This is a genomic window from Lentzea sp. NBRC 102530 (genome assembly GCF_030269365.1).
In the GTDB taxonomy this organism is placed as follows: domain Bacteria; phylum Actinomycetota; class Actinomycetes; order Mycobacteriales; family Pseudonocardiaceae; genus Lentzea.
This window is the reverse complement of record NZ_BSTF01000010.1, coordinates 296244-317634: the sequence shown is the minus strand read 5'-3', so window position 1 is coordinate 317634 and position 21391 is coordinate 296244. Positions and strand designations below refer to the sequence as shown.

Below are 21391 nucleotides of genomic sequence, written 5' to 3'. Positions count from 1 at the left end.
AACCCGATCGTAGGAGGCCGCCGCATGCTGCACCACGTCGAACTCTGGGTCCCGGACCTCGCCCGCGCCGAAGCCACGTTCGGGTGGATCCTCACCGAGCTCGGCTGGACCGAGCACCAGCGCTGGGACGCCGGCGTCAGCTGGAAACAGGCCGAGACCTACGTCGTCGTCGAGCAGTCCCCGGCCATGACCGGTCCGCACGACCGCATGAAGGCAGGCTTCAACCACCTCGCCCTGCACGCGGGCACCCGGGCGGACGTCGACCGCCTGGTGGCGAAATCCGAGGCCAACGGCTGGAAGCTCATGTTCGCGGACAGGCATCCTCACGCGGGAGGACCGGACCACTACGCCGCGTTCATGGAGAACGAGGACGGGTTCGAAATCGAGCTCGTAGGGGCCTGACCGTGTAAAGATTCGAAACGTGCCGAGACTGCTGATCGCCGCGTTCGCCCTGCTCCTGGCCGGGTGCGCGGCCGCTCCGGAGCCCGCGCCCGTCAGCAGCGACACGACGACCCAGCCCGGCCGGCCGCTGTCGGACGCGCAACTGCAGGGGCAGTGGTGGACGTGGGCCGCGTCGAGCACGGAGAAGCGCAACCCCGTCGTCGACGACAGCGGCCAGTGGTGCGCGGAGGACCAGCCGAAGGACGTGTGGTTCTTCGCGGGCACGTTCGGCGGCCCGGTGAACCGCCGCTGCCAGGTACCGGCGGGCAGGCCGCTCGCGGGCCCGGCGGTCAACACCTACACGAACTGCGACACGTTCTTCACCACGGCCAAGGGGTCGGTGACGCTCGACGGCCAGCTGGTCGAGCTGCGCCGGATCGACCCGGCCCCGATCACCTTCGACGCCGTGCGGGACAACGTGCTGGGCGCCCCGACCGGCAAGGTCGACGCCACGGCGTGCGGGCTGTGGGCGTGGATCCCGCCGCTCAGCCCCGGCGAGCACGAACTGCGGGTGCAGGGCGAGTTCGGCACCTTCAAGACGTCCGCGCGCTACGTCCTCACGGTCAGCGGCTCGGACTAGGCGTACTCGGCCATCAGGTTGGTCGCAGCCGGCTGGTGGGTGGGTGCCGCGCGAACCTGCTGCCCGGCGAAGCTCACCGGGTGGCGCGTGGCCACGCTGCTGCGGACGGGCCGCGGCAGGACCTGCCACGACGCACTAGCCGCGCGCTGATTCCTTCTTCGCGGGGAACCCGCCCAGCAGCATCCCCAGGCCGGCGGGCGCGAGCACCAGCAACGCCGTGAACGCCGCGCCGCCCGTCAGCGCCACCCACAGCGCCTCCTGCCCGGTCTGGTCGACCAGCAGCGCCGACCCGATCACGCCCAGAGCCCCCGCGAACGGACCGGCGATCAACGCCGCGACGAACCACTGCATGCCGCGCTCGTCCAGTTCGCGCAGCGCGTCGACCGCGCCCCACAGCACGGCGGCGACGATGAGCAGCCCCAGCGCGATCGGCCGGACCGACGAGGCCTCCGGGCTGCGCACGCCCACGGCCGCGACGCCGGTCTGCACGGCTCCGTGCAGGAGCCCCATCCACAACGCACGGACGAACCAAGGACGCATGCGGACAGCTTAGGTCTGGTCGTACCCTGCGAGGCATGTCGTCGTACGCCGCACGCCGAACCGCCCTGCGCCGGGAGCTCCAGGCCGCGAACCTGGACGCGCTGCTCGTCACGAACCTGCTGAACGTCCGGTACCTCACCGGGTTCACCGGATCGAACGCCGCCGTGCTGGTCGGCGCGGACGGCGACGACGTGTTCTGCACCGACGGCCGCTACCTCACGCAGTCGGAGAAGCAGGTGCCGGACCTGGAACGCCTGATCGACCGCCCCTGCGACACCACGCTCGCGGCCAGGGCGAAGGGCAGGCTCGGGTTCGAGAGCCACCACGTCACCGTCGACGGCTTGGACGAGCTCCAAGCCGCGGCGGCCAAGGCCGAGCTGCACAAGGCGGGTGGCCTGGTCGAGAAGCTGCGGCTGGTCAAGGACGAGGTCGAGATCGAGGCGCTGAGGATGGCGTGCGCGGCGGCGGACCGCGCGCTCGCGGCGTTGATCGGGCACGGCGGCCTGCGCGCGGGCCGCACCGAACGCGAGGTCGCGCGCGAGCTGGAGAGCCGCATGCTCGACCACGGCGCGGCGGGCCCGTCGTTCTCCTCCATCGTGGCGTTCGGCCCGAACTCGGCCGTCCCGCACCACTCGCCGACGGACCGGACGTTGCACGCGGGCGACTTCATCAAGCTCGACTTCGGCGCGCTGGTCGACGGCTACCACTCCGACATGACCCGCACGCTCGTGCTCGGCAAGCCCGCCGACTGGCAGCGCGACCTGTACGACCTGGTCGCGCGCTCGCAGGCGGCCGGGCGGGCCGCGCTCGCGCCGGGCGTGCGGGTGAGCGACGTCGACCACGCGTCGCGCGAGGTGATCGAGAAGGCCGGGCACGGGAACGAGTTCCTGCACGGCCTCGGCCACGGGGTCGGCCTGGAGATCCACGAGGCACCGGCGTTGTCGAAGGTGGGTGCCGGTACACTTTCGGCCGGTATGGCGGTCACCGTCGAGCCCGGCGTCTACTTGTCGGGGCGGGGCGGGGTCCGCATCGAGGACACCCTCGTGGTCCGCGCAAGCGGTCCGGAGCTCCTCACCCTGACCACGAAAGAACTCGTGGTCGTCTGACACCCCCGTCCTACACAGGAGAAATCCCACCGTGGCCACCACGAACGACCTGAAGAACGGCCTGGTGCTGAACCTCGACGGCCAGCTCTGGACCGTCACCGCGTTCCAGCACGTCAAGCCCGGCAAGGGTGGCGCCTTCGTGCGCACGACCCTCAAGCACGTGCTGACCGGGAAGGTCGTCGACAAGACCTTCAACGCGGGCACCAAGGTCGAGACCGCCACCGTGGACAAGCGCGGCATGTCGTTCCTCTACAAGGACGGCTCCGACTTCATCTTCATGGACGGCGACACCTACGACCAGATCCCGGTTCCGGCGGACACCGTTGGCGACGCCGCCAACTACATGCTGGAGAACCAGGAGGCCGTCGTGGCCGTCCACGAGGGCGTGCCGCTGTTCATCGAGCTCCCGACCTCGGTCGAGCTCGTCATCCAGCACACCGACCCTGGCCTGCAGGGCGACCGCTCCACCGGCGGCACCAAGCCCGCCACGCTCGAGACCGGCGCCGAGATCCAGGTCCCGCTGTTCGTCACGACCGGCGAGAAGATCAAGGTCGACACCCGCGACGGCCGCTACCTCGGCCGCATCAGCGACAAGTCCTGATGGGTGCTCGGAGCAAGGCCCGCAAGCGCGCGGTCGACTTCCTCTACGAAGCCGACCTGCTGGGCACCGACCCGGTGACGCTGCTGGCCGAACGAGTCGGGTCCCCGGACGTGCCGCCGGTGAACGACTACACCGTCTCCCTGGTCGAGGGCGTCACCGCGCACCGCGCGCGGATCGACGACCTGATCTCGGAACACGCCGAGGGCTGGACGCTGCAGCGCATGCCGGCGGTCGACCGCGCGGTCCTGCGCATCGGCCTGTACGAGCTGCTTTGGGCGGCCGACGTGCCGGACGCCGTGGCGATCGACGAGGCCGTGGAACTCGCGAAGGGCCTGTCCACGGACGACTCGCCGCGGTTCGTCAACGGCGTGCTCGGCCGGATCGCGGTCATCGCGGACCAGCTGCGCGCCGTCCTGTAGTTCTCCGATCCGCCCGACGGCCGCCTGCCCCTTCCCGGGGCGGGCGGCCGTCGCGCGTTCAGCTCCGCGCCCAGCCGCGCCGTTCCCCCTCGTCGATGAGCTGCAGCGCCGCCTCCCACAGCCGCGCCGAGCCGTCCCCGATCACGGCCTTGCGCGCCCGCACGTCGGCCGCCGTCACGCCGGGCGTCCGCCACGTCCCCCCGCGCGCCATCCAGTTGAGCAGCAACGGTTGCAGCCGGTCCACGGCCTTCGCGAACCGCGCCTCGGGCGTCTTCCGCGCCTCGAACTCGTCCCACAACGCCCGCAGCGCCGCACCCGCGTCGTCCGGCAGGATCCCGAACAGCCGGTCCGCCGCGGCCTCCTCGCGTTCCTGCTGGCTCTCGGCCAGTGCCGTGTCGTAGATGGGCGTGTCCCCGGCGTAGATCTCGATCAGGTCGTGCACCACGACGAGCTTGATCGTGTGCCCGACGTCGATCGGTTCGTCGGCGTACTCGGCGAGCGTCATGACCATCAGCGCGAGGTGCCACGAGTGCTCGGCGTCGTTCTCGCGCCGGTCGGCGGCCGCGAGGGGGGAGGCGCGCAACACGGTCTTGAGGCGGTCCACCTCGATCAGGAACGTGAGGTGCTCGCGCAGCCGGGAGTCCACAACGGACGGCAACGGGTTCTGGTCACTGAGAAGTCCTGCGTCGGCAGTGGTCACCCTGACAGGATGCCAAAGGTGTTCACCGAACAGTTCGAGCAGGAACGGCCGCGCCCGCGGTCGATCGCCCACCGCGTGCTCAGCTCGTTCGCGTCTGCCTGAACATGCTCCGCGACCGCCGCGAGCACGCCTGCAACATGCCCGACCCGGTGATCGAGAAGAGCGAGGAACCCGAGCAGCGGGCCGTCACGAGCGACCAGGTCGGGCTCGCGATGTGACAAGACCCCGGCCACCACCCGGCAGCCGGCGAGCAGGGCGAGAAAACGTGTCCAGGAACGCCCTCGGCCCGATGCCGATCCGGCCACGCAACGCGAGGTCGTCGGCGCGTTCCTCAAGGCTTCCCGCGAAGGTGACCTGGAGGGGGCTGGTCGCCGTGCTGCACCCGGACGTGCTGCTGCGCGCGGGCGCCCTCGAGGTCATCGGCGGGCGGAACGTCGCCGGTCGTGCCAGCCTGTTCCGCGGGTACGCGGCCAGGGCGGAGATCGAGTTCGTCCTCGTGGGCGGCGAGATCGGCTTCGTCACCCGGATCGGGGGAGAGCCGTTCTCGATCATGGCGTTCACGGTGCGCGACGGGCTGATCGCCGCGATCCACGTGATCCAGGACCGGCAGCAGCTGGCGTCGGTTGTTCCGTGAGCAATACCACTGCCGTCGCTGGTCACATCGACCGCCCGCGAGGTGTCTGGTCAGATGGGCGCTCGACGGTGAAGGGGACCGACGTGATCGGGGAGTGGGACCAGGAGAACAGGCTCGCGTACCGCATGCTGGGCCGGTTCGCCGAGGCGGCGGACGCGGTGCGGCAAGCACGGCGCAAGATCGAGAAGACCGGAGAGCCGAGCTGGCTGCACACCGTCGTCGCGCGGGTGAGTCTCACGATGCTGCGGGCGCGGGCGAAGAACGGCTTCGAGATGCCGGATCCGGTGGTGAGCACGGGACCGAACCACGAACCCGGCCTCGGCGTGCTGACCGCGCTCGACGCGCTGACCCCCGATGAACGCGTCGCGTACGTGCTGCACGACATGTTCGAGGAACCGTTCGAGCAGGTGGCGCCGCTGATCGGCCGCACGCCGCTCGGTGCGTTGCAGGTCGAGGCGCGGGCGCGCAAGAGAGTCGAGAACCGGCCCGTGTCCGACGTGGGCCTGGCGGAGCAACGCGAGGTCGTCGACGCGTTCCTGGCCGGCAAGGACGTGCTGGACCCGGACGTCACGCTGCGCTCGGAGGAGATCTGGCTGCGCGGTGCGGGCATGGTCGGGCCGAAGGCGGCGGTGCTGCAGACGGCGCCGTGCGTGGAACGCGCGGTGGTCGGCGGCGAGGCGGGTCTCGTGTCCACCGTGGAGGGCCAGCCGGTCGCGCTCGTGGCGTTCACCGTGCGCGAGCGGAAGATCGCGGCGATCCACGCGATCACGGACCGGGAGCACGTCCGCCGACTGTTCTCGCCCGAATGACCCGGTGAACGCACGAGGCTCCCACGAACGTCCTCAGGGCGACTGGCAGGACGTCGGGGGAGCCTCGCGTGGCGGTTCGAGGAAGCTCAGTCTTCCTTCGCGGGACGCGCCTCGGGAGGAAGCACACCCCAGTCGATGAGCTGCTCGGTGAGCTCGCCCGGCGTCATGTCGTAGATGATCGCGAGCGAACGCAGGTCCTCGGTGCGGATGGAGAGGACCTTGCCGTTGTAGTCACCGCGCTGCGACTGGATGGTCGCTGCGTAGCGGGCCAGCGGGCCGACCTTCTCGACCGGCAGCTGCTGGAGCCGTTCGAGGTTGATCACGATCTTGGTGGCCGGCTCGGCACCGGACGGCACGCGGCCCTCCGGCAGGAGCTCGGCGACGGGAACCCCGTAGAAGTCGGCCAGCTCGGCCAGCTTCTGCACGGTCACCGCGCGGTCACCGCGCTCGTAGGAGCCGACGACCACGGCCTTCCAGCGACCGCCGGACTTCTGCTCGACGCCGTGCAGGGACAGACCCTGCTGCTGGCGGATAGCGCGGAGCTTGGCCCCCAGCGCCTTGGCGTAGTCGCCCATGTGGCGGTTCTCCGTTCATTCGCCCCGTCAGCAGTACACGCTGGCTGCGGGGAGGCTTAGATCGATACGCAGAGTAATGATTACTCGCCGTGGTCGGCAGGTCAAGCTGATCTCAAGGAGAGACGCGCGCCACGCCTGGCCTACCACTCGGATGGTTGACCGTCCGTAGGTGATACGGTGCAGGTCAGCCTAGCTATTACTAGGTGTCCGACGTCCTTTAAGGACCCGTCCAGTGAGGCGGGGAAGGAGGTCCAGCCGTGGCGTCACGTCAACGTGGCGCGACGGATCCGGCCGGGGATCGCGAGATTCTCTCGGCCGGTGACGTCGCGCGCACTGTCGCCCGAATGGCCCATCAGATCATCGAGAAGACCGCTCTCGATGCACCCAGCGCACCCGACGTCGTCTTGATGGGTATTCCCAGCCGGGGAGCCCCCCTCGCACGGCGCCTTGCCGCTAAGATCGCCGAATTTTCCGGCCGGACGGTGCACGAGGGCACGCTCGACATCACCCTCTACCGCGACGACCTCCGCCGAGGCCCCACCAGGCCGTTGGAGGCGACGAAGCTGCCCGAGGGCGGCATCGACGACAAGCTGGTCGTGCTCGTGGACGACGTGCTGTTCTCCGGTCGCACGATCCGCGCCGCCCTCGACGCCCTGCGCGACCACGGCCGGCCCCGAGCCGTCCAGCTCGCCGTGCTCGTCGACCGCGGTCACCGCGAGCTGCCGATCCGCGCGGACTACGTGGGCAAGAACCTGCCGACGTCGAAGAACGAGGACGTCGTCGTGAACCTCGAGGAGTTCGACGGCCGCGACGGAGTGGTGCTGAAGTGAAGCACCTGCTCTCCACCGACGGCCTCGGCCGCGACCAGGCGGTCGCGATCCTCGACACGGCGGACCGGCTGAAGCAGGCGCTGCTCGGCCGCGAGGTCCGCAAGCTGCCGACGTTGCGCGGCCGCACCGTGATCACGATGTTCTACGAGAACAGCACCCGCACCCGCGTGAGCTTCGAGATCGCCGGCAAGTGGATGTCCGCCGACGTGATCAACGTCAGCAGCTCCGGTTCCAGCGTCAGCAAGGGCGAGTCGTTGCGCGACACCGCCCTGACGTTGCAGGCCGCGGGCGCCGACTGCGTCATCGTGCGGCACCCGGCGTCCGGTGCCGCCCACCGGCTCGCGGGCTGGCTCAAGCACACCAGCACGTCCGTGGTGAACGCGGGCGACGGCATGCACGAGCACCCCACCCAGGCGTTGCTCGACGCCGCCACGCTGCGCGACCGCCTCGGCAGCCTCGACGGCCGCCGCGTCGCGATCGTCGGTGACGTCCTGCACAGCCGGGTCGCCCGGTCGAACGTGCACCTGCTGACCACGCTCGGTGCCGAGGTCACGCTCGTCGCCCCGCCCACGCTGCTGCCCACGGGCGTGGAGAACTGGCCGGTCACGGTCTCGCACGAGATCGACTCCGAACTCGCCTCGCAGGACGCGGTGATGCTGCTGCGCGTGCAGGCCGAGCGGATGACCGGCGGGTTCTTCCCGAGCTCGCGCGAGTACTCGATCGCGTACGGCCTCAACGAGCGCCGCCTGAAGCTGCTGCCCGAGCACGCCGTCGTGCTGCACCCCGGCCCGATGCTGCGCGGCATGGAGATCGCCTCCGTCGTCGCCGACAGCCCGCAGGCCGCCATCACCGGGCAGGTCCGCAACGGTGTCCACGTGCGCATGGCCGTGCTGTACCACCTGCTTGCCCACGAGGAGGAAACCGCGTGAAACCCTTGCTGCTCAAGGGCGTACGTCCCTATGGCGAGGGCGAACCGATCGATCTGCTGATCCGCGACGGCGTGATCGCAGAAGGTACGGACGACAACGCCGAAGTGGTCGAAGGCAACGGCGCGGTGCTGCTGCCGGGCTTCGTCGACCTGCACACCCACCTGCGTGAACCGGGCCGCGAGGACACCGAGACCATCGAGACGGGGTCGCGCGCGGCCGCTCTCGGCGGGTACACGGCCGTGTTCGCGATGGCCAACACCGACCCGGTCGCCGACAACGCCGTCATCGTCGAGCACGTGGCCCGCCGCGGCCAGGAGGTCGGCCTGGTCGACGTCCACCCGGTCGGCGCCGTCACGGTCGGCCTGAAGGGCGAGAAGCTCGCCGAGCTCGGCACGATGGCCAAGTCCAAGGCGAACGTCCGCGTCTTCTCCGACGACGGCCACTGCGTGCACGACCCGTTGATCATGCGCCGCGCCCTGGAGTACTCGAAGGCGCTCGGTGCCGTCATCGCCCAGCACGCCGAGGAGCCGAGGCTCACGGTCGGTGCTCAGGCGCACGAGGGCGAGAACGCCTCGCGTCTCGGCCTGCAGGGCTGGCCCGCCGCCGCCGAGGAGTCGATCGTCGCCCGCGACTGCATCCTCGCGCAGCAGGTCGACGCGAAGCTGCACGTCTGCCACGTCAGCACCACCGGCACGGCGGACGTCCTGAAGTGGGCCAAGGCCCGCGGCACCAAGGTGAGCGCCGAGGTCACCCCGCACCACCTGATCCTGACCGACGACCGGCTCGAGACCTACGACCCGGTCAACAAGGTCAACCCGCCGCTGCGCACGCAGACCGACGTGGACGCGCTGCGCCAGGCCCTGGCCGACGGCACGATCGACTGCGTCGCGACCGACCACGCCCCGCACGCCGTGCAGGACAAGGACTGCGAGTGGTCGGCGGCCCGTCCGGGCATGCTCGGCCTGCAGACCGCGCTGGGCATCGTCGTCGAGACCATGGTCAGGACGGGGCTGCTGGACTGGCGCGGCGTCGCGCGGGTCATGAGCGAGAAGCCCGCCGAGATCGCCGGGCTGACCGACCAGGGCCGTCCGATCGCGGTCGGCGAGCCCGCGAACCTCGTGCTGGTCGACCCGGACGCCTCCTGGACCGTGACCGGCGCCGAGCTCGCGAGCATCGCGGGCAACACCCCGTTCGAGGGCATGGAGCTGCCTGCCGCGGTGACGGCCACCATCTTGCGTGGCCGGGTGACCGCCCTGGCGGGAAGGATTGCGGAATGACCCGGATCCTCCTGTCCCTGGCGGTCTTCGTCTTCTTCGCGCTGTGCGTCTACGGCATGTGGCACGGCTGGAAGCGGCGTCAGCGCAAGCAGGCCGACCTGCCGGCGTTCCCCTCGACGCCGCAGCAGCTCGGTGCCGCGCGCCTCGAGACCACCGGCGTCTACATCGGAACGACGAACGCGGGCAACTGGCAGGACCGCATCCAGGTCGGCGACATCGGCCACCGCGCCGAGGCGACGCTCAGCCTGGTGCCGGAGGGCATCGCGATCGAACGGACCGGCGCCTCGCCGCTGTTCATCCCGGCCGAGTCCATCCGGGACGCCCGGACGGACCGGGGCCTCGCCGGCAAGGTCATGTTCAGCGAAGAGGGCTTGTTGGTGGTGCAGTGGGAAAACGATGGCCACCTGTTCGACACTGGCTTTCGCGGTGACGACAAAGACGTTTACGACGAATGGGTAGCTGCTCTAGTGGGAGGCAAGGCGTGACGAACGCGGCATTGGTGCTGGAAGACGGACGTGTCTTCCGCGGTGAGGCGTACGGAGCGACCGGCGTCTCGCTCGGCGAGGTCGTGTTCTCCACGGCCATGACCGGGTACCAGGAAACCCTGACCGACCCCTCCTACCACCGCCAGATCGTGGTGCAGACCGCGCCGCAGATCGGCAACACCGGCTGGAACGACGAGGACGACGAGTCGTCGAAGATCTGGGTGGCGGGCTACGTCGTCCGCGACCCCGCGCGCACGCCGTCGAACTGGCGCTCCAAGCGGGGCCTCGACGAGGAGCTCGCGAACCAGGGCGTCGTCGGCATCGCGGGCCTCGACACCCGCACGCTGACCCGCCACATCCGCGAGCAGGGCGCGATGCGCGCCGGCGTGTTCTCCGGCTCCGACCTGACCGACGACGCGTCGATGGTCGAGCAGGTCAAGGCGTCCGCGCAGATGGTCGGCGCGAACCTCGCGGTCGACGTGACGACCTCCAAGCCGTACGTCGTCGAGGCCGTCGGCGAGAAGAAGTACACCGTCGCGGCGCTGGACCTGGGCATCAAGTCCAACACCCCGCGGATGATGGCGGCGCGCGGCATCGAGGTGCACGTCCTGCCGCTGACCAGCACCTTCGAGGACATCCTGAAGGTCAGCCCCGACGGTCTGTTCCTGTCGAACGGCCCTGGTGACCCGGCCACGCAGGACCACGCCATCGAGCTGACCCGCGAGGCCCTCGGCCGCAAGCTGCCGCTGTTCGGCATCTGCTTCGGCAACCAGATCCTGGGCCGCGCGGTCGGCCGCGGGACGTACAAGATGCGCTACGGCCACCGCGGCATCAACATCCCGGTCATCGACGTGACCACCGGCAAGGTCGCCATCACCTCGCAGAACCACGGGTTCGCGCTGGAAGGGACGCCGGGGGAGGAGTTCTCCTCGGAGTTCGGCCGCGCCGTGCTGTCGCACTACTGCCCCAACGACGGCACCGTCGAGGGCGTCCGGCTGCTCGACGCGCCGGCGTTCTCCGTGCAGTACCACCCCGAGGCCGCGGCCGGTCCGCACGACGCCGCGCCCCTGTTCGACGACTTCGTGACCATGATGAATGAGGCCCGCTGATGCCGAAGAGGACTGATCTCAAGCACATCCTGGTCATCGGCTCCGGCCCGATCGTCATCGGCCAGGCCTGCGAGTTCGACTACTCCGGCACCCAGGCGTGCCGGGTGCTGCGGGAGGAGGGCATCAGGGTCAGCCTGGTGAACTCCAACCCGGCGACCATCATGACCGACCCCGAGTTCGCCGACGCCACCTACATCGAGCCGATCACGGCCGAGTTCGTGGAGAAGGTCATCGCGCAGGAACGCCCGGACGCGATCCTGGCGACCCTCGGTGGCCAGACGGCGCTGAACACGGCCATCGCGCTGCACGAGCGCGGGGTGCTGGAGAAGTACGACGTCGAGCTGATCGGCGCGAACATCGACGCCATCCAGCGCGGTGAGGACCGGCAGATCTTCAAGGACCTGGTCCGCCGCATCGGCTCGGACGTCCCGCGTTCGGCCGTCTGCAAGACGATGGACGAGGTCCGCGCGACCGTCGCCGAGCTCGGCCTGCCGGTCGTCATCCGGCCGTCGTTCACCATGGGCGGCCTGGGTTCCGGCATGGCGTACACGCACGAGGAGCTGGAGCGCCTGGCCGCGATCGGTCTCGAGGAGTCCCCGGTCACCGAGGTGCTCATCGAGGAGAGCGTGCTCGGGTGGAAGGAGTACGAGCTCGAGCTGATGCGCGACCGCAACGACAACGTCGTCGTCATCTGCTCGATCGAGAACATCGACCCGATGGGCGTGCACACCGGTGACTCGGTGACCGTGGCGCCGGCGATGACGCTGACCGACCGCGAGTACCAGCACATGCGCGACGTCGGCATCCAGGTCATCCGCGAGGTCGGCGTCGACACCGGTGGCTGCAACATCCAGTTCGCGATCCACCCGGACAACGGCCGCATGGTCGTCATCGAGATGAACCCGCGCGTGTCGCGGTCGTCGGCGCTGGCGTCCAAGGCGACGGGCTTCCCGATCGCCAAGATCGCCGCGAAGCTCGCGATCGGCTACACCCTCGACGAGATCACCAACGACATCACGGGGGAGACCCCGGCGTCGTTCGAGCCCACGCTCGACTACGTCGTCGTGAAGGCGCCGCGGTTCGCGTTCGAGAAGTTCCCCGGTGCGGACCCCACGCTGACGACGACCATGAAGTCGGTCGGCGAGGCCATGTCCATCGGCCGCAACTTCGTCGAGGCGCTGGGCAAGGCACTGCGTTCGCTGGAAACGAAATCGGTCGGTTTCTGGACTCAGCCCGACCCGGAGGGCACTACCCTGGAGTCCGTCCTGGCCCAGCTCGAACGGGGTCACGACGGGCGTCTGTACACGGTCGAGCGCGCCCTTCGGCTCGGAGCGTCCATTGAGGACGTCTACAACGCGTCGAAGATCGACCCGTGGTTCATCGAGCAGATCGCCTGGCTCGGCACGCTGCGCACGGAGCTGCTGGAAGCCCCCGTGCTCGACGAACCGTTGCTGCGCAAGGCGAAGCGCGCCGGTCTCTCCGACCGGCAGATCTCCGTCCTCCGCCCGGAGCTGGCCGGCGAGGACGGCGTGCGCGCCCTGCGGCACCGCCTCGGCGTGCGTCCGGTCTACAAGACGGTCGACACGTGCGCGGCGGAGTTCAAGTCGGAGACGCCGTACCACTACTCCGCCTACGAGCTCGACCCCGCGGCCGAGACCGAGGTGGCGGAGCAGCGCGAGAAGCCCAAGGTGCTGATCCTCGGCTCCGGGCCGAACCGCATCGGCCAGGGCATCGAGTTCGACTACTCGTGCGTGCACGCGGCCATGGCGTTGCGGGCGGCCGGGTACGAGACCGTGATGGTGAACTGCAACCCGGAGACGGTGTCGACGGACTACGACACCTCCGACCGCCTGTATTTCGAGCCGCTGACGTTCGAGGACGTGCTGGAGGTCGTGCACTCCGAGCAGCGTTCGGGCACGGTCGCGGGGGTGATCGTGCAGCTGGGCGGCCAGACGCCGCTCGGTCTCGCGAAGCGCCTGTCGGACGCCGGTGTGCCGGTCGTGGGCACCACGCCCGAGGCGATCCACCTCGCCGAGGACCGCGGCCAGTTCGGCAAGGTGCTGACCGAGGCCGGTCTGCCCGCGCCGAAGTTCGGCACGGCCACGTCGTTCGGCGAGGCGAAGGAGATCGCGGACGAGATCGGCTACCCGGTCCTCGTGCGCCCCTCCTACGTGCTCGGCGGGCGCGGCATGGAGATCGTGTACGACGAGGAGTCGCTGTCGGGCTACATCGCCCGCGCAACCGAGGTGACGCCCGAGCACCCGGTGCTGGTCGACCGGTTCCTCGACGACGCCATCGAGATCGACGTGGACGCGTTGTGCGACGGCACCGAGGTGTTCATCGGCGGCGTCATGGAGCACATCGAGGAAGCCGGTGTGCACTCCGGCGACTCGTCGTGCGCGCTGCCGCCGATCACGCTGGGCGCCTCGGACATCGAGAACGTCCGCCGCTCCACGGAGGCCATCGCGCGCGGCATCGGCGTGAAGGGGCTCCTGAACGTCCAGTACGCGCTCAAGGACGACGTGCTGTACGTCCTGGAGGCGAACCCGCGTGCGTCGCGCACGGTGCCGTTCGTGTCCAAGGCGACCGCGGTGTCGATGGCGAAGGCCGCGTCGCGCGTCATGCTCGGCGCGACGATCGCGGAGCTGCGCGTCGAAGGCATCCTGCCGGCCACCGGTGACGGTGCCCGGCTGCCCGAGCACGCCCCGGTCGCGGTCAAGGAGGCGGTCATGCAGTTCCACCGCTTCCGCACGCCCGAGGGCCACGGCGTCGACTCGTTGCTCGGCCCGGAGATGAAGTCGACCGGCGAGGTCATGGGCATCGACTCGTCGTTCGGCAAGGCGTTCGCGAAGTCGCAGACGGCGTCGTACGGCTCGTTGCCGACCAAGGGCAAGGTGTTCGTGTCGTTCGCGAACCGCGACAAGCGCGCGATGATCTTCCCGGTGAAGCGCCTCGCCGACCTCGGGTTCCAGATCCTCGCGACCGCCGGCACCGCCGAGGTGTTGAAGCGCAACGGGATTCCGTGCACCGAGGTGCGCAAGCACTTCGAGGGCGAGGGCAACGTCGTCGACATGATCCTCAACGGCGAGATCGACATGATCTTCAACACGCCGTACGGCAACAGCGGCCCGCGCGTGGACGGCTACGAGATCCGCACCGCCGCCGTCGCCAAGGACATCCCGTGCGTCACCACCATCCAGGGCGCCGCCGCGGCCGTGCACGGCATCGAGGCGCTCATCCGGGGTGACATCGGGGTCCAGCCGCTGCAGGCCCTGCAGGCCGCGCTGCGGGGTGACGCGTGACGTTCGGCGAGAAGCTCGAGAAGGCCGTCGGTGCGCACGGACCTCTGTGCGTCGGGATCGACCCGCACCCGAGCCTGCTGGAGGCGTGGGGCCTCTCCCCGACCGCGGAGGGCCTCGAACGGTTCGCCCTGACGGCCGTGGAGGCCTTCGGCGGCACGGTGGCGATGGTGAAGCCGCAGGCGGCGTTCTTCGAGGCCTACGGGTCCCGAGGCGTCGCCGTCCTGGAGCGGGTGATCGCGGAGCTGCGCGACTCGGGCACGCTCGTGCTCGTGGACGCCAAGCGCGGCGACATCGGCTCGACCATGGCCGCCTACGCGCAGGCGTACCTGAGCGACGGCTCGCCGCTCGCCGGGGACGCCGTGACGCTGTCGCCGTTCCTCGGCTTCGGCTCGCTGCAGCCCGCGCTCGACACGGCGCGGGCGACCGGCCGGGGCGTGTTCGTGCTCGCGCTGACCTCGAACCCGGAGGGTGCCGAGGTCCAGCGCGCCGTTGCTCCGGACGGGCGAACCGTGGCCCGGACGATCATCGATTTCGCAACCGCTCGGAATTCAGGCATTTCCCCGAGCGGTGATGTCGGGCTCGTCGTGGGTGCCACGATCGGGGAAACGGATGTAGACCTCTCCGGGTTCAACGGGCCGATCCTGGCCCCCGGTTTCGGTGCCCAGGGCGGCTCTGTGGCAGATCTAAAACGGCTCTTCGGGCCCGACATGCGGGGCGTTCTGCCGACTTCTTCACGAGATGTTCTGAAGCACGGTCCGGACGTGTCTGCGCTGGTCAGCGCCGTGCGGAGGGTCCAGGAGAGCCTCTAGGGGACGGGCGCGCCACGACTTTTGGGGTGTGGCGCGCTCACCTGGGGAAACTTGTGTTGGTAGGGTCCACGCCACCGGCTGCCCCGCTGGTCACCGGGCTCATAGCACACGTAACGTGGGCGACGAGTTGCCGGAGGCAGTGATCAGGCCGCCGGAGGGTGTTGGTACTACTACCACCCGCCGCATCACTCACCACCGCTGAAGATTTACCTGACTGGGTCACGTTGTACTCAGGCAATTGCGGTCGGTACGGTCGCGGCACCGATCCGAAAAGAATCCACACCACGGAGGAAATCGTGGCTCTTCCCCAGCTTACCGAGGAGCAGCGAGCCGCAGCGCTGGAGAAGGCTGCTGCCGCTCGTCGCGCTCGGGCTGAGCTCAAGGAGCGCCTCAAGCGCGGCGGCACGACCCTGACGGACGTGCTCAAGGCCGCCGAGAGCGACGAGGTCCTGGGCAAGATGAAGGTGTCCGCGCTGCTCGAGGCCCTCCCGGGCGTCGGCAAGGTTCGCGCGCAGCAGATCATGGAGCGCCTCGAGATCGCTCCCAGCCGTCGCCTGCGCGGTCTCGGTGACCGTCAGCGCAAGGCCCTGCTCTCCGAGTTCAGCGGAGAGTGATTGGCACCGAGGCGGGGACGGGTTCCGCCCGTTCCCGCCTCACCGTCTTGTCCGGGCCGTCCGGCGTTGGCAAGTCCAGCGTCCTGGCGGAGCTGCGTCAGCAGCAGCCCGATGTCTACTTTTCCGTCTCGGCGACCACCAGGAAGCCGAGGCCGGGCGAGGTCGACGGAGTGCACTACCACTTCGTGGACCACGAGAAGTTCCAGCAGATGGTCGAGGCGGGCGAGTTTCTCGAGCACGCCGACTTCGCCGGCAACCGCTACGGAACCCCTCGCAGGCCCGTCGAAGAAGCTCTGGCAGCGGGCCGTCCCGCGCTCCTGGAGATCGAGCTGCAGGGTGCGCGCCAGGTCCGTGTGGCCATGCCGGAAGCCCAGCTGGTCATGCTGATGCCCCCGTCCTGGGAGCACCTGGTCGACCGGTTGACGGGCAGGGGCACCGAACACCCGGACGTCGTCGAGCGTCGCCTGGAGATCGCCCGCGAGGAGCTGGCGGCCGAAAAGGAGTTCGACGAGGTCGTCGTGAACGCCGACGTGCAGTCGGCTGCGGCCGACTTGCTATCCTTGATGGTCGGACCACGAATTTCAGGAGATTGACAAGTGATCACCCACACCGAGCTCGGTCACTTGACCGGTTCTCCGGAGGGCATCACCAACCCGCCGATCGACGACCTGCTGGAGCAGGTGAGCTCGAAGTACGCGTTGGTGATCTACGCCGCGAAGCGTGCCCGCCAGATCAACGACTACTACGCGCAGCTCGGCGAGGGCCTGCTGGAGTACGTCGGCCCGCTCGTCGAGCCGGGCCCGCGTGAGAAGCCCCTCTCCATCGCTCTTCGCGAGATCCACGCGGGTCTCCTCGAGCACACCGAGGGCGAGTGACCTCCGCGTCCAGTGACGCTGATGCCCCCATCAAGCCCAGGATCATCCTGGGTGTTGGTGGGGGCATCGCCGCGTACAAGGCCTGTGAGGTCCTGCGGCGGTTGACCGAGTCCGGCCACTCGGTGCGGGTCGTCCCGACCGAGGGCGCGCTCAAGTTCGTGGGAGCGGCCACGTTCGAGGCGCTGTCCGGCCAGGTCGTGTCCGCGGACCCGTTCGACGACGTGCACGAGGTGCCGCACGTCAAGCTCGGCCAGAACGCCGACCTCGTCGTCGTGGCCCCCGCGACCGCGAACCTCATCGCCAAGGCCGCCCACGGGCTCGCCGACGACCTGCTCACCAACACGTTGCTGACCGCGCGCTGCCCGGTGCTGCTCGTTCCCGCGATGCACACGGAGATGTGGGAGCACCCGGCCACCCAGCACAACGTGCAGCTGCTGCGCAGCCGCGGCGTGATCGTGGCCGAGCCCGCCTCGGGGCGCCTCACCGGCAAGGACACCGGCAAGGGCCGCCTGCCCGACCCGGCGGAGATCGTCGAACTGGCCAGGCTCCTGCTGGTGCGGGGCGACGCGCTGGAACGCACGCTCGAAGGCGTGCACGTCGCGATTTCCGCCGGTGGCACGCGAGAACCACTCGATCCGGTGCGGTTCATCGGCAACCGCTCGTCGGGAAAGCAGGGCTACGCGCTCGCCCGAGTGGCCGCCCAGCGCGGTGCGAGGGTGACTTTGGTCGCGGGAAACACAGCGGATCTGGCCACACCTGCGGGCGTGGACCTGGTCCGGGTGGGCTCCGCGGTGGAGCTGCGCGACGCCATGCACAAGGTGGCGGCGGACGCGGACGTGGTCGTGATGGCCGCCGCGGTGGCCGACTTCCGGCCGTTGTCGCTGACCGGGCACAAGATCAAGAAGACCGACGGCGATCCCGACCCGATCGCGCTGACGAAGAACCCCGACATCCTCGTGGAACTCGTTTCCGCACGTAGGACGGGCCAGCTCATCGTGGGTTTCGCCGCGGAGACCGGCGACGAGAGCACGTCGGTGCTCGACTACGGCCGGGCGAAGTTGCGCCGCAAGGGCTGCGACCTCCTGGTGCTCAACGCCGTCGGCGACGGCAAGGCGTTCGAGCAGGACGACAACGCCGGCTGGCTGCTGTCCCCGGACGGCGCCGAGACACCTATACCCCACGGGCCGAAAACTCAAGTGGCGTCCGCTGTCTGGGACGCGGTTACCGCTCGCTTGACTCGGTCTCGGTAGAGTTTTTCCTCAGTCCAACCCCGCAACTAAGGAGTGTCCGTGAGCCAGCACAGCAGCAGGCTGTTCACCAGTGAGTCGGTGACCGAGGGACACCCGGACAAGATCTGCGACGCGATCAGCGACTCGATCCTGGACGCCCTGCTGGCCAAGGATCCGCGCTCCCGCGTCGCCGTGGAGACGCTCGTCACCACCGGCCAGGTCCACGTCGCGGGTGAGGTCACCACCGAGGCCTACGCCGACATCCCCACGATCGTCCGCGAGAAGATCCTCGAGATCGGCTACGACTCGTCCGCCAAGGGCTTCGACGGCCACTCCTGCGGCGTCAACGTCGCCATCGGCGCGCAGTCCCCGGACATCGCCCAGGGCGTCGACACCGCCTTCGAGAACCGCGTCGAAGGTGCCGACGACGAGATCGACAAGCAGGGCGCCGGCGACCAGGGCCTCATGTTCGGCTACGCGTGCACCGACACGCCCGAACTGATGCCGCTGCCGATCGCCCTGGCCCACCGCCTGTCCCGCCGCCTCACCAGGGTCCGCAAGGACGGCACCGTCCCGTACCTGCGCCCGGACGGCAAGACGCAGGTCACCATCGAGTACGCGGGCGACCAGCCCGTCCGCCTCGACACGGTCGTCATCTCCACCCAGCACGCCGACGGCATCGACCTCGAGAAGCTCCTCGGCGTCGACCTCCGCGAGCACGTGGTGGCCCCCGAGATCGCCGAGCTGGGCCTCGACACCACCGACGTCCGCCTGCTCACCAACCCGACCGGCCGCTTCGTCATCGGCGGCCCGATGGGCGACGCGGGCCTCACCGGCCGCAAGATCATCGTCGACACCTACGGCGGCATGGCCCGCCACGGCGGCGGCGCGTTCTCCGGCAAGGACCCGTCGAAGGTCGACCGCTCCGCCGCGTACGCGATGCGCTGGGTCGCCAAGAACACCGTGGCCGCCGGCCTCGCGACGCGCGTCGAGGTCCAGGTCGCCTACGCCATCGGCAAGGCGGCGCCCGTCGGCCTGTTCGTCGAGACCTTCGGCACCGAGACCGTGGACCCGCAGAAGATCCAGCAGGCCATCACCGAGGTCTTCGACCTCCGGCCCGCCGCGATCATCCGCGACCTCGACCTGCTTCGCCCGATCTACGCCCCGACCGCGGCGTACGGCCACTTCGGCCGCACCGACGTCGACCTCCCCTGGGAGTCGACCGACCGCGCGGAGGCCCTGCGCAACGCCGCCGGCGCCTGACCGGTCCGCTCTGCTACGGCCCGCTTCCCCAGGGAGGCGGGCCGTTTCGCGTCCGCGGGAGGGTGCGTCTCGCCGGCAGCGCCAGGAGGGAGCGCTGGCGCGTACCGGCGAGACGCGGGCACGCCTGCCCTGAGGTGCTTCAGGGGGCAAGGCAGGCGGACGTGGCCCACGAACGAGCGGAGTCCGCACGGGAGCCCTTGATACACAACTCGGCCGAAACTCTTGTGATCTGTGAACAACACCCCGGCCTTCCTGGGCCTTTGTTCATACGTGGGTCGGTTCCGCGACATGTACCCGGACTACAAACTCAAGTTATGACGCTCTCTCGTCGTGGGTTCATGGCCGCGGTCGCTGCTGCTGGTGCGGGTACGTTGTTGCCGCCGTCGGTGTACGCCGCGCTGGCCCGTGAGCCCCGTGCGGGTGGGTTGCGCGCCATCAAGCACGTCGTGATGTTGATGCAGGAGAACCGTTCGTTCGACCACTACTACGGGTCGTTGCGTGGCGTGCGTGGGTTTTCGGATCGCAACGCGCTGAGGGGTGTGTTCAACCAGTCCGGTGTCATGCCGTTCCCGGTCCGTGAGGCGGCGTCCGGCCGTGACATCCAGTACATCGGCGACCTCGACCACAGCTGGAACGGCGGGCACTCCGCGTTGCGGGGCGGGTGGAACGACAACTGGGTGCCCGCCAAGACCGGTGCGACGATGGCGTTCTACACGCGCCAGGACATCCCGTTCCACTACGAGCTCGCGGACACCTTCACGTTGTGCGACGCCTACCACTGCTCGGTGCCGTCCTCGACGTCGCCGAACCGCAACTACTGGGTTTCCGGCTACACGGGCTATAAGCCCGCTGGTGGCCGTGCGACCGGCAACGCGGCGTACAGCGAAGACACGCACACGGGCTACACGTGGAAGACCTACCCGGAGCGGCTCGAGGCCGCCGGGAAGTCGTGGCGCGTTTATCAGGAGTGGGACAACTTCCAGGACAACAACCTGGAGTTCTACGCGCGGTTCAAGGAGATCGCGCGCAAGGTGCTGCCCGCCGGGTTCAAGTCGCTCGACAAGCTGTACGGGACCGGCGACGCCGCGGTGATCGGGTCGCTGGACCTGTCGAGGCTCTCGGCGGCGGAGAAGTCTTTGTACGACAGGGGATTGAGGCGGGTCGCGCCGGGCGGGCTGGGGGAGGCGTTCCGGGCGGACGTCGCCGCCGGGCGGTTGCCCGCCGTGTCCTACCTCGTGCCGTCGTCCGTGGACTCCGAGCACCCCGGGGCGTCGTCGCCCGCCGCGTCCGCGTCGATCACCTACCAGGTGCTGGACGCGTTGGCCTCCAACCAGGACGTGTGGGAGTCCACGGTTCTGTTCATCACCTACGACGAGAACGACGGGTTCTTCGACCACGTACCGCCGCCGCGGCCGCCGTTGGCCGTCACGGACGAATACGTGGGTGACCGGCCGTTGGGGCTTGGTGCGCGTGTGCCGATGACGGTCGTGTCGCCGTGGTCTGTCGGTGGTTACGTCAACTCGCAGGTGTTCGACCACACGTCGATGACGCGGTTCCTGGAGAAGTGGACCGGCGTGCGTTCGGAGGAGATCTCCGCATGGCGTCGCACGGTGGCCGGCGACCTGACGTCGGCGTTCGACTTCGAGCGGCGCCGGACCTGGCCCGAGGTCGGGGAACCCGCTGCCGTGCCGCCCGCCACGCCCCGGTGGCGGCCCGCGCCCCCGTCCGAGCAGAAGATGCCGGAGCAGGAGGCCGGACGGAGGCGTGCGCGCGCTCTGCCGTACCAGCCTGACGCGTCGTTGCGTGGCACGACGCTGGAGATGTCGAACTCGGGTTCGTCGTCCGTGCACCTCGCGCTCTATCCGTACTCGGGGCAGTTCGCGTTGCCGCAGCACTTCGACGTTGCCGCGGAGGCGACAGTCGAGGTTGCCGGTGAACACGACCTCGTGTTGTTGGGGCCCAACGGTTTCCGCCGTGAGTTCGGCGGCAGTTCTTCGGACCGTGCGCGCGTGTCGTCGTCGGTGCGCGGGTACAGCCGTGTGCTGACGTTGACGTTCGAGAACAGCGGTTCGACGCGGCTGACGTTCGTGCTGGGACGGCGTCGTTACGTCGTGAGGCCCGGCCATCGCACCGTGATCCCGTGGCTGACCGTGATGAACTCCGGCTGGTACGACCTGACGGTGACCGTGGAGGAGGAGCCGAAGTTCCGCAGGCGGCTCTGCGGTCACATCGAGAACGGCCGGGAGTCGATCTCCGGCTAACGT

The 21391-nt window shown here is 69.4% G+C and carries 23 protein-coding genes; 20 read left to right on the top strand and 3 right to left on the bottom strand.

Annotation, left to right across the window (positions count from 1 at the left end; all coding sequences use genetic code 11):
• Nucleotides 1-24: 24 nt before the first annotated feature.
• Both QSK25_RS27050 and QSK25_RS27045 read left to right on the top strand, forming a co-directional pair.
• Entirely contained in the window at nucleotides 25-402 is a 378-nt protein-coding gene (locus tag QSK25_RS27050) for a VOC family protein (protein WP_285642330.1), read from the top strand.
• Nucleotides 403-421: 19 nt separating this feature from the next.
• On the top strand, nucleotides 422-1021 hold the full coding sequence (locus QSK25_RS27045) for a hypothetical protein (protein ID WP_285642328.1): 600 nt from the start codon (nucleotides 422-424) through the stop codon (nucleotides 1019-1021).
• Between the two features lie 135 nt (nucleotides 1022-1156).
• Here the strand turns inward: QSK25_RS27045 and QSK25_RS27040 are convergent, their stop codons facing one another.
• Nucleotides 1157-1561, bottom strand: coding sequence for a B-4DMT family transporter (locus QSK25_RS27040; RefSeq protein ID WP_285642327.1), 405 nt, complete (start codon nucleotides 1559-1561; stop codon nucleotides 1157-1159).
• A 35-nt stretch (nucleotides 1562-1596) separates the two neighbouring features.
• On the opposite strand from QSK25_RS27040, the gene QSK25_RS27035 reads away from it, so the two are divergent.
• From QSK25_RS27035 to nusB, 3 genes are read left to right on the top strand one after another with little or no spacing between them, the layout of a single operon-like run.
• Entirely contained in the window at nucleotides 1597-2667 is a 1071-nt protein-coding gene (locus tag QSK25_RS27035; RefSeq protein ID WP_285642326.1) for a M24 family metallopeptidase, read from the top strand.
• A gap of 31 nt (nucleotides 2668-2698) precedes the next feature.
• On the top strand, nucleotides 2699-3268 hold the full coding sequence (efp, locus tag QSK25_RS27030; protein ID WP_285642325.1) for an elongation factor P: 570 nt from the start codon (nucleotides 2699-2701) through the stop codon (nucleotides 3266-3268).
• Entirely contained in the window at nucleotides 3268-3687 is a 420-nt protein-coding gene (gene nusB, locus QSK25_RS27025; protein ID WP_285642324.1) for a transcription antitermination factor NusB, read from the top strand. The genes efp and nusB overlap by 1 nt, the downstream gene beginning before the upstream one ends.
• A gap of 58 nt (nucleotides 3688-3745) precedes the next feature.
• Here nusB and QSK25_RS27020 read toward each other — a convergent pair whose 3' ends face one another.
• On the bottom strand, nucleotides 3746-4387 hold the full coding sequence (locus QSK25_RS27020) for an HD domain-containing protein (protein ID WP_285642322.1): 642 nt from the start codon (nucleotides 4385-4387) through the stop codon (nucleotides 3746-3748).
• A gap of 349 nt (nucleotides 4388-4736) precedes the next feature.
• On the opposite strand from QSK25_RS27020, the gene QSK25_RS27015 reads away from it, so the two are divergent.
• Together QSK25_RS27015 and QSK25_RS27010 are read left to right on the top strand one after the other, a co-directional pair.
• Nucleotides 4737-5021, top strand: coding sequence for a sigma-70 family RNA polymerase sigma factor family protein (locus tag QSK25_RS27015; protein WP_285642321.1), 285 nt, complete (start codon nucleotides 4737-4739; stop codon nucleotides 5019-5021).
• An 83-nt stretch (nucleotides 5022-5104) separates the two neighbouring features.
• Nucleotides 5105-5830, top strand: coding sequence for a sigma-70 family RNA polymerase sigma factor family protein (locus QSK25_RS27010; RefSeq protein WP_285642320.1), 726 nt, complete (start codon nucleotides 5105-5107; stop codon nucleotides 5828-5830).
• An 86-nt stretch (nucleotides 5831-5916) separates the two neighbouring features.
• On the opposite strand, the gene bldD is transcribed toward QSK25_RS27010, so the two are convergent.
• Nucleotides 5917-6405: a transcriptional regulator BldD gene (bldD, locus tag QSK25_RS27005; RefSeq protein WP_030471611.1), complete on the bottom strand. Its 489-nt coding sequence runs from the start codon at nucleotides 6403-6405 to the stop codon at nucleotides 5917-5919.
• 257 nt (nucleotides 6406-6662) lie between these two features.
• Between bldD and pyrR the strand changes: the two genes are divergently transcribed.
• The 13 genes from pyrR (at nucleotide 6663) to QSK25_RS26940 (ending at nucleotide 21388) form a co-directional block, all read left to right on the top strand.
• Entirely contained in the window at nucleotides 6663-7235 is a 573-nt protein-coding gene (gene pyrR, locus QSK25_RS27000; protein ID WP_285642317.1) for a bifunctional pyr operon transcriptional regulator/uracil phosphoribosyltransferase PyrR, read from the top strand.
• The gene (locus tag QSK25_RS26995; RefSeq protein ID WP_285642316.1) at nucleotides 7232-8164 is read left to right on the top strand and encodes an aspartate carbamoyltransferase catalytic subunit; all 933 of its coding nucleotides are present in this window, start codon (nucleotides 7232-7234) and stop codon (nucleotides 8162-8164) included. The genes pyrR and QSK25_RS26995 overlap by 4 nt, the downstream gene beginning before the upstream one ends.
• Complete coding sequence (locus QSK25_RS26990) at nucleotides 8161-9441, top strand: dihydroorotase (protein WP_285642314.1); 1281 nt, start codon at nucleotides 8161-8163, stop codon at nucleotides 9439-9441. Before QSK25_RS26995 ends, QSK25_RS26990 begins: the two co-directional genes overlap by 4 nt.
• Nucleotides 9438-9926 (top strand): PH-like domain-containing protein, encoded by a 489-nt coding sequence (locus QSK25_RS26985; protein WP_285642311.1) that lies wholly within the window; start codon nucleotides 9438-9440, stop codon nucleotides 9924-9926. The genes QSK25_RS26990 and QSK25_RS26985 overlap by 4 nt, the downstream gene beginning before the upstream one ends.
• The gene (gene carA / locus QSK25_RS26980; RefSeq protein WP_285642310.1) at nucleotides 9893-11035 is read left to right on the top strand and encodes a glutamine-hydrolyzing carbamoyl-phosphate synthase small subunit; all 1143 of its coding nucleotides are present in this window, start codon (nucleotides 9893-9895) and stop codon (nucleotides 11033-11035) included. Before QSK25_RS26985 ends, carA begins: the two co-directional genes overlap by 34 nt.
• Nucleotides 11035-14337, top strand: a complete 3303-nt coding sequence (carB, locus tag QSK25_RS26975) for a carbamoyl-phosphate synthase large subunit (RefSeq protein ID WP_285642308.1) — start codon at nucleotides 11035-11037, stop codon at nucleotides 14335-14337. The genes carA and carB overlap by 1 nt, the downstream gene beginning before the upstream one ends.
• Nucleotides 14334-15146 carry an orotidine-5'-phosphate decarboxylase gene (gene pyrF, locus QSK25_RS26970; RefSeq protein WP_285642307.1) on the top strand — a complete coding sequence of 271 codons (813 nt, stop codon included), beginning with the start codon at nucleotides 14334-14336 and terminating at the stop codon, nucleotides 15144-15146. The genes carB and pyrF overlap by 4 nt, the downstream gene beginning before the upstream one ends.
• Before the next feature lie 296 nt (nucleotides 15147-15442).
• A complete protein-coding gene (gene mihF / locus QSK25_RS26965; RefSeq protein ID WP_030471603.1) occupies nucleotides 15443-15760 on the top strand; it encodes an integration host factor, actinobacterial type in 318 nt (105 codons plus the stop codon).
• The gene (gene gmk, locus QSK25_RS26960; RefSeq protein WP_285642306.1) at nucleotides 15757-16353 is read left to right on the top strand and encodes a guanylate kinase; all 597 of its coding nucleotides are present in this window, start codon (nucleotides 15757-15759) and stop codon (nucleotides 16351-16353) included. Before mihF ends, gmk begins: the two co-directional genes overlap by 4 nt.
• 3 nt (nucleotides 16354-16356) lie before the next feature.
• Entirely contained in the window at nucleotides 16357-16635 is a 279-nt protein-coding gene (gene rpoZ, locus QSK25_RS26955) for a DNA-directed RNA polymerase subunit omega (protein ID WP_045313812.1), read from the top strand.
• A complete protein-coding gene (gene coaBC / locus QSK25_RS26950) occupies nucleotides 16632-17885 on the top strand; it encodes a bifunctional phosphopantothenoylcysteine decarboxylase/phosphopantothenate--cysteine ligase CoaBC (protein ID WP_285642302.1) in 1254 nt (417 codons plus the stop codon). The genes rpoZ and coaBC overlap by 4 nt, the downstream gene beginning before the upstream one ends.
• A gap of 39 nt (nucleotides 17886-17924) precedes the next feature.
• Nucleotides 17925-19127, top strand: coding sequence for a methionine adenosyltransferase (metK, locus tag QSK25_RS26945; RefSeq protein WP_285642301.1), 1203 nt, complete (start codon nucleotides 17925-17927; stop codon nucleotides 19125-19127).
• Between the two features lie 314 nt (nucleotides 19128-19441).
• Nucleotides 19442-21388 carry a phosphocholine-specific phospholipase C gene (locus tag QSK25_RS26940; protein ID WP_285642300.1) on the top strand — a complete coding sequence of 649 codons (1947 nt, stop codon included), beginning with the start codon at nucleotides 19442-19444 and terminating at the stop codon, nucleotides 21386-21388.
• Nucleotides 21389-21391 lie beyond the last annotated feature (3 nt).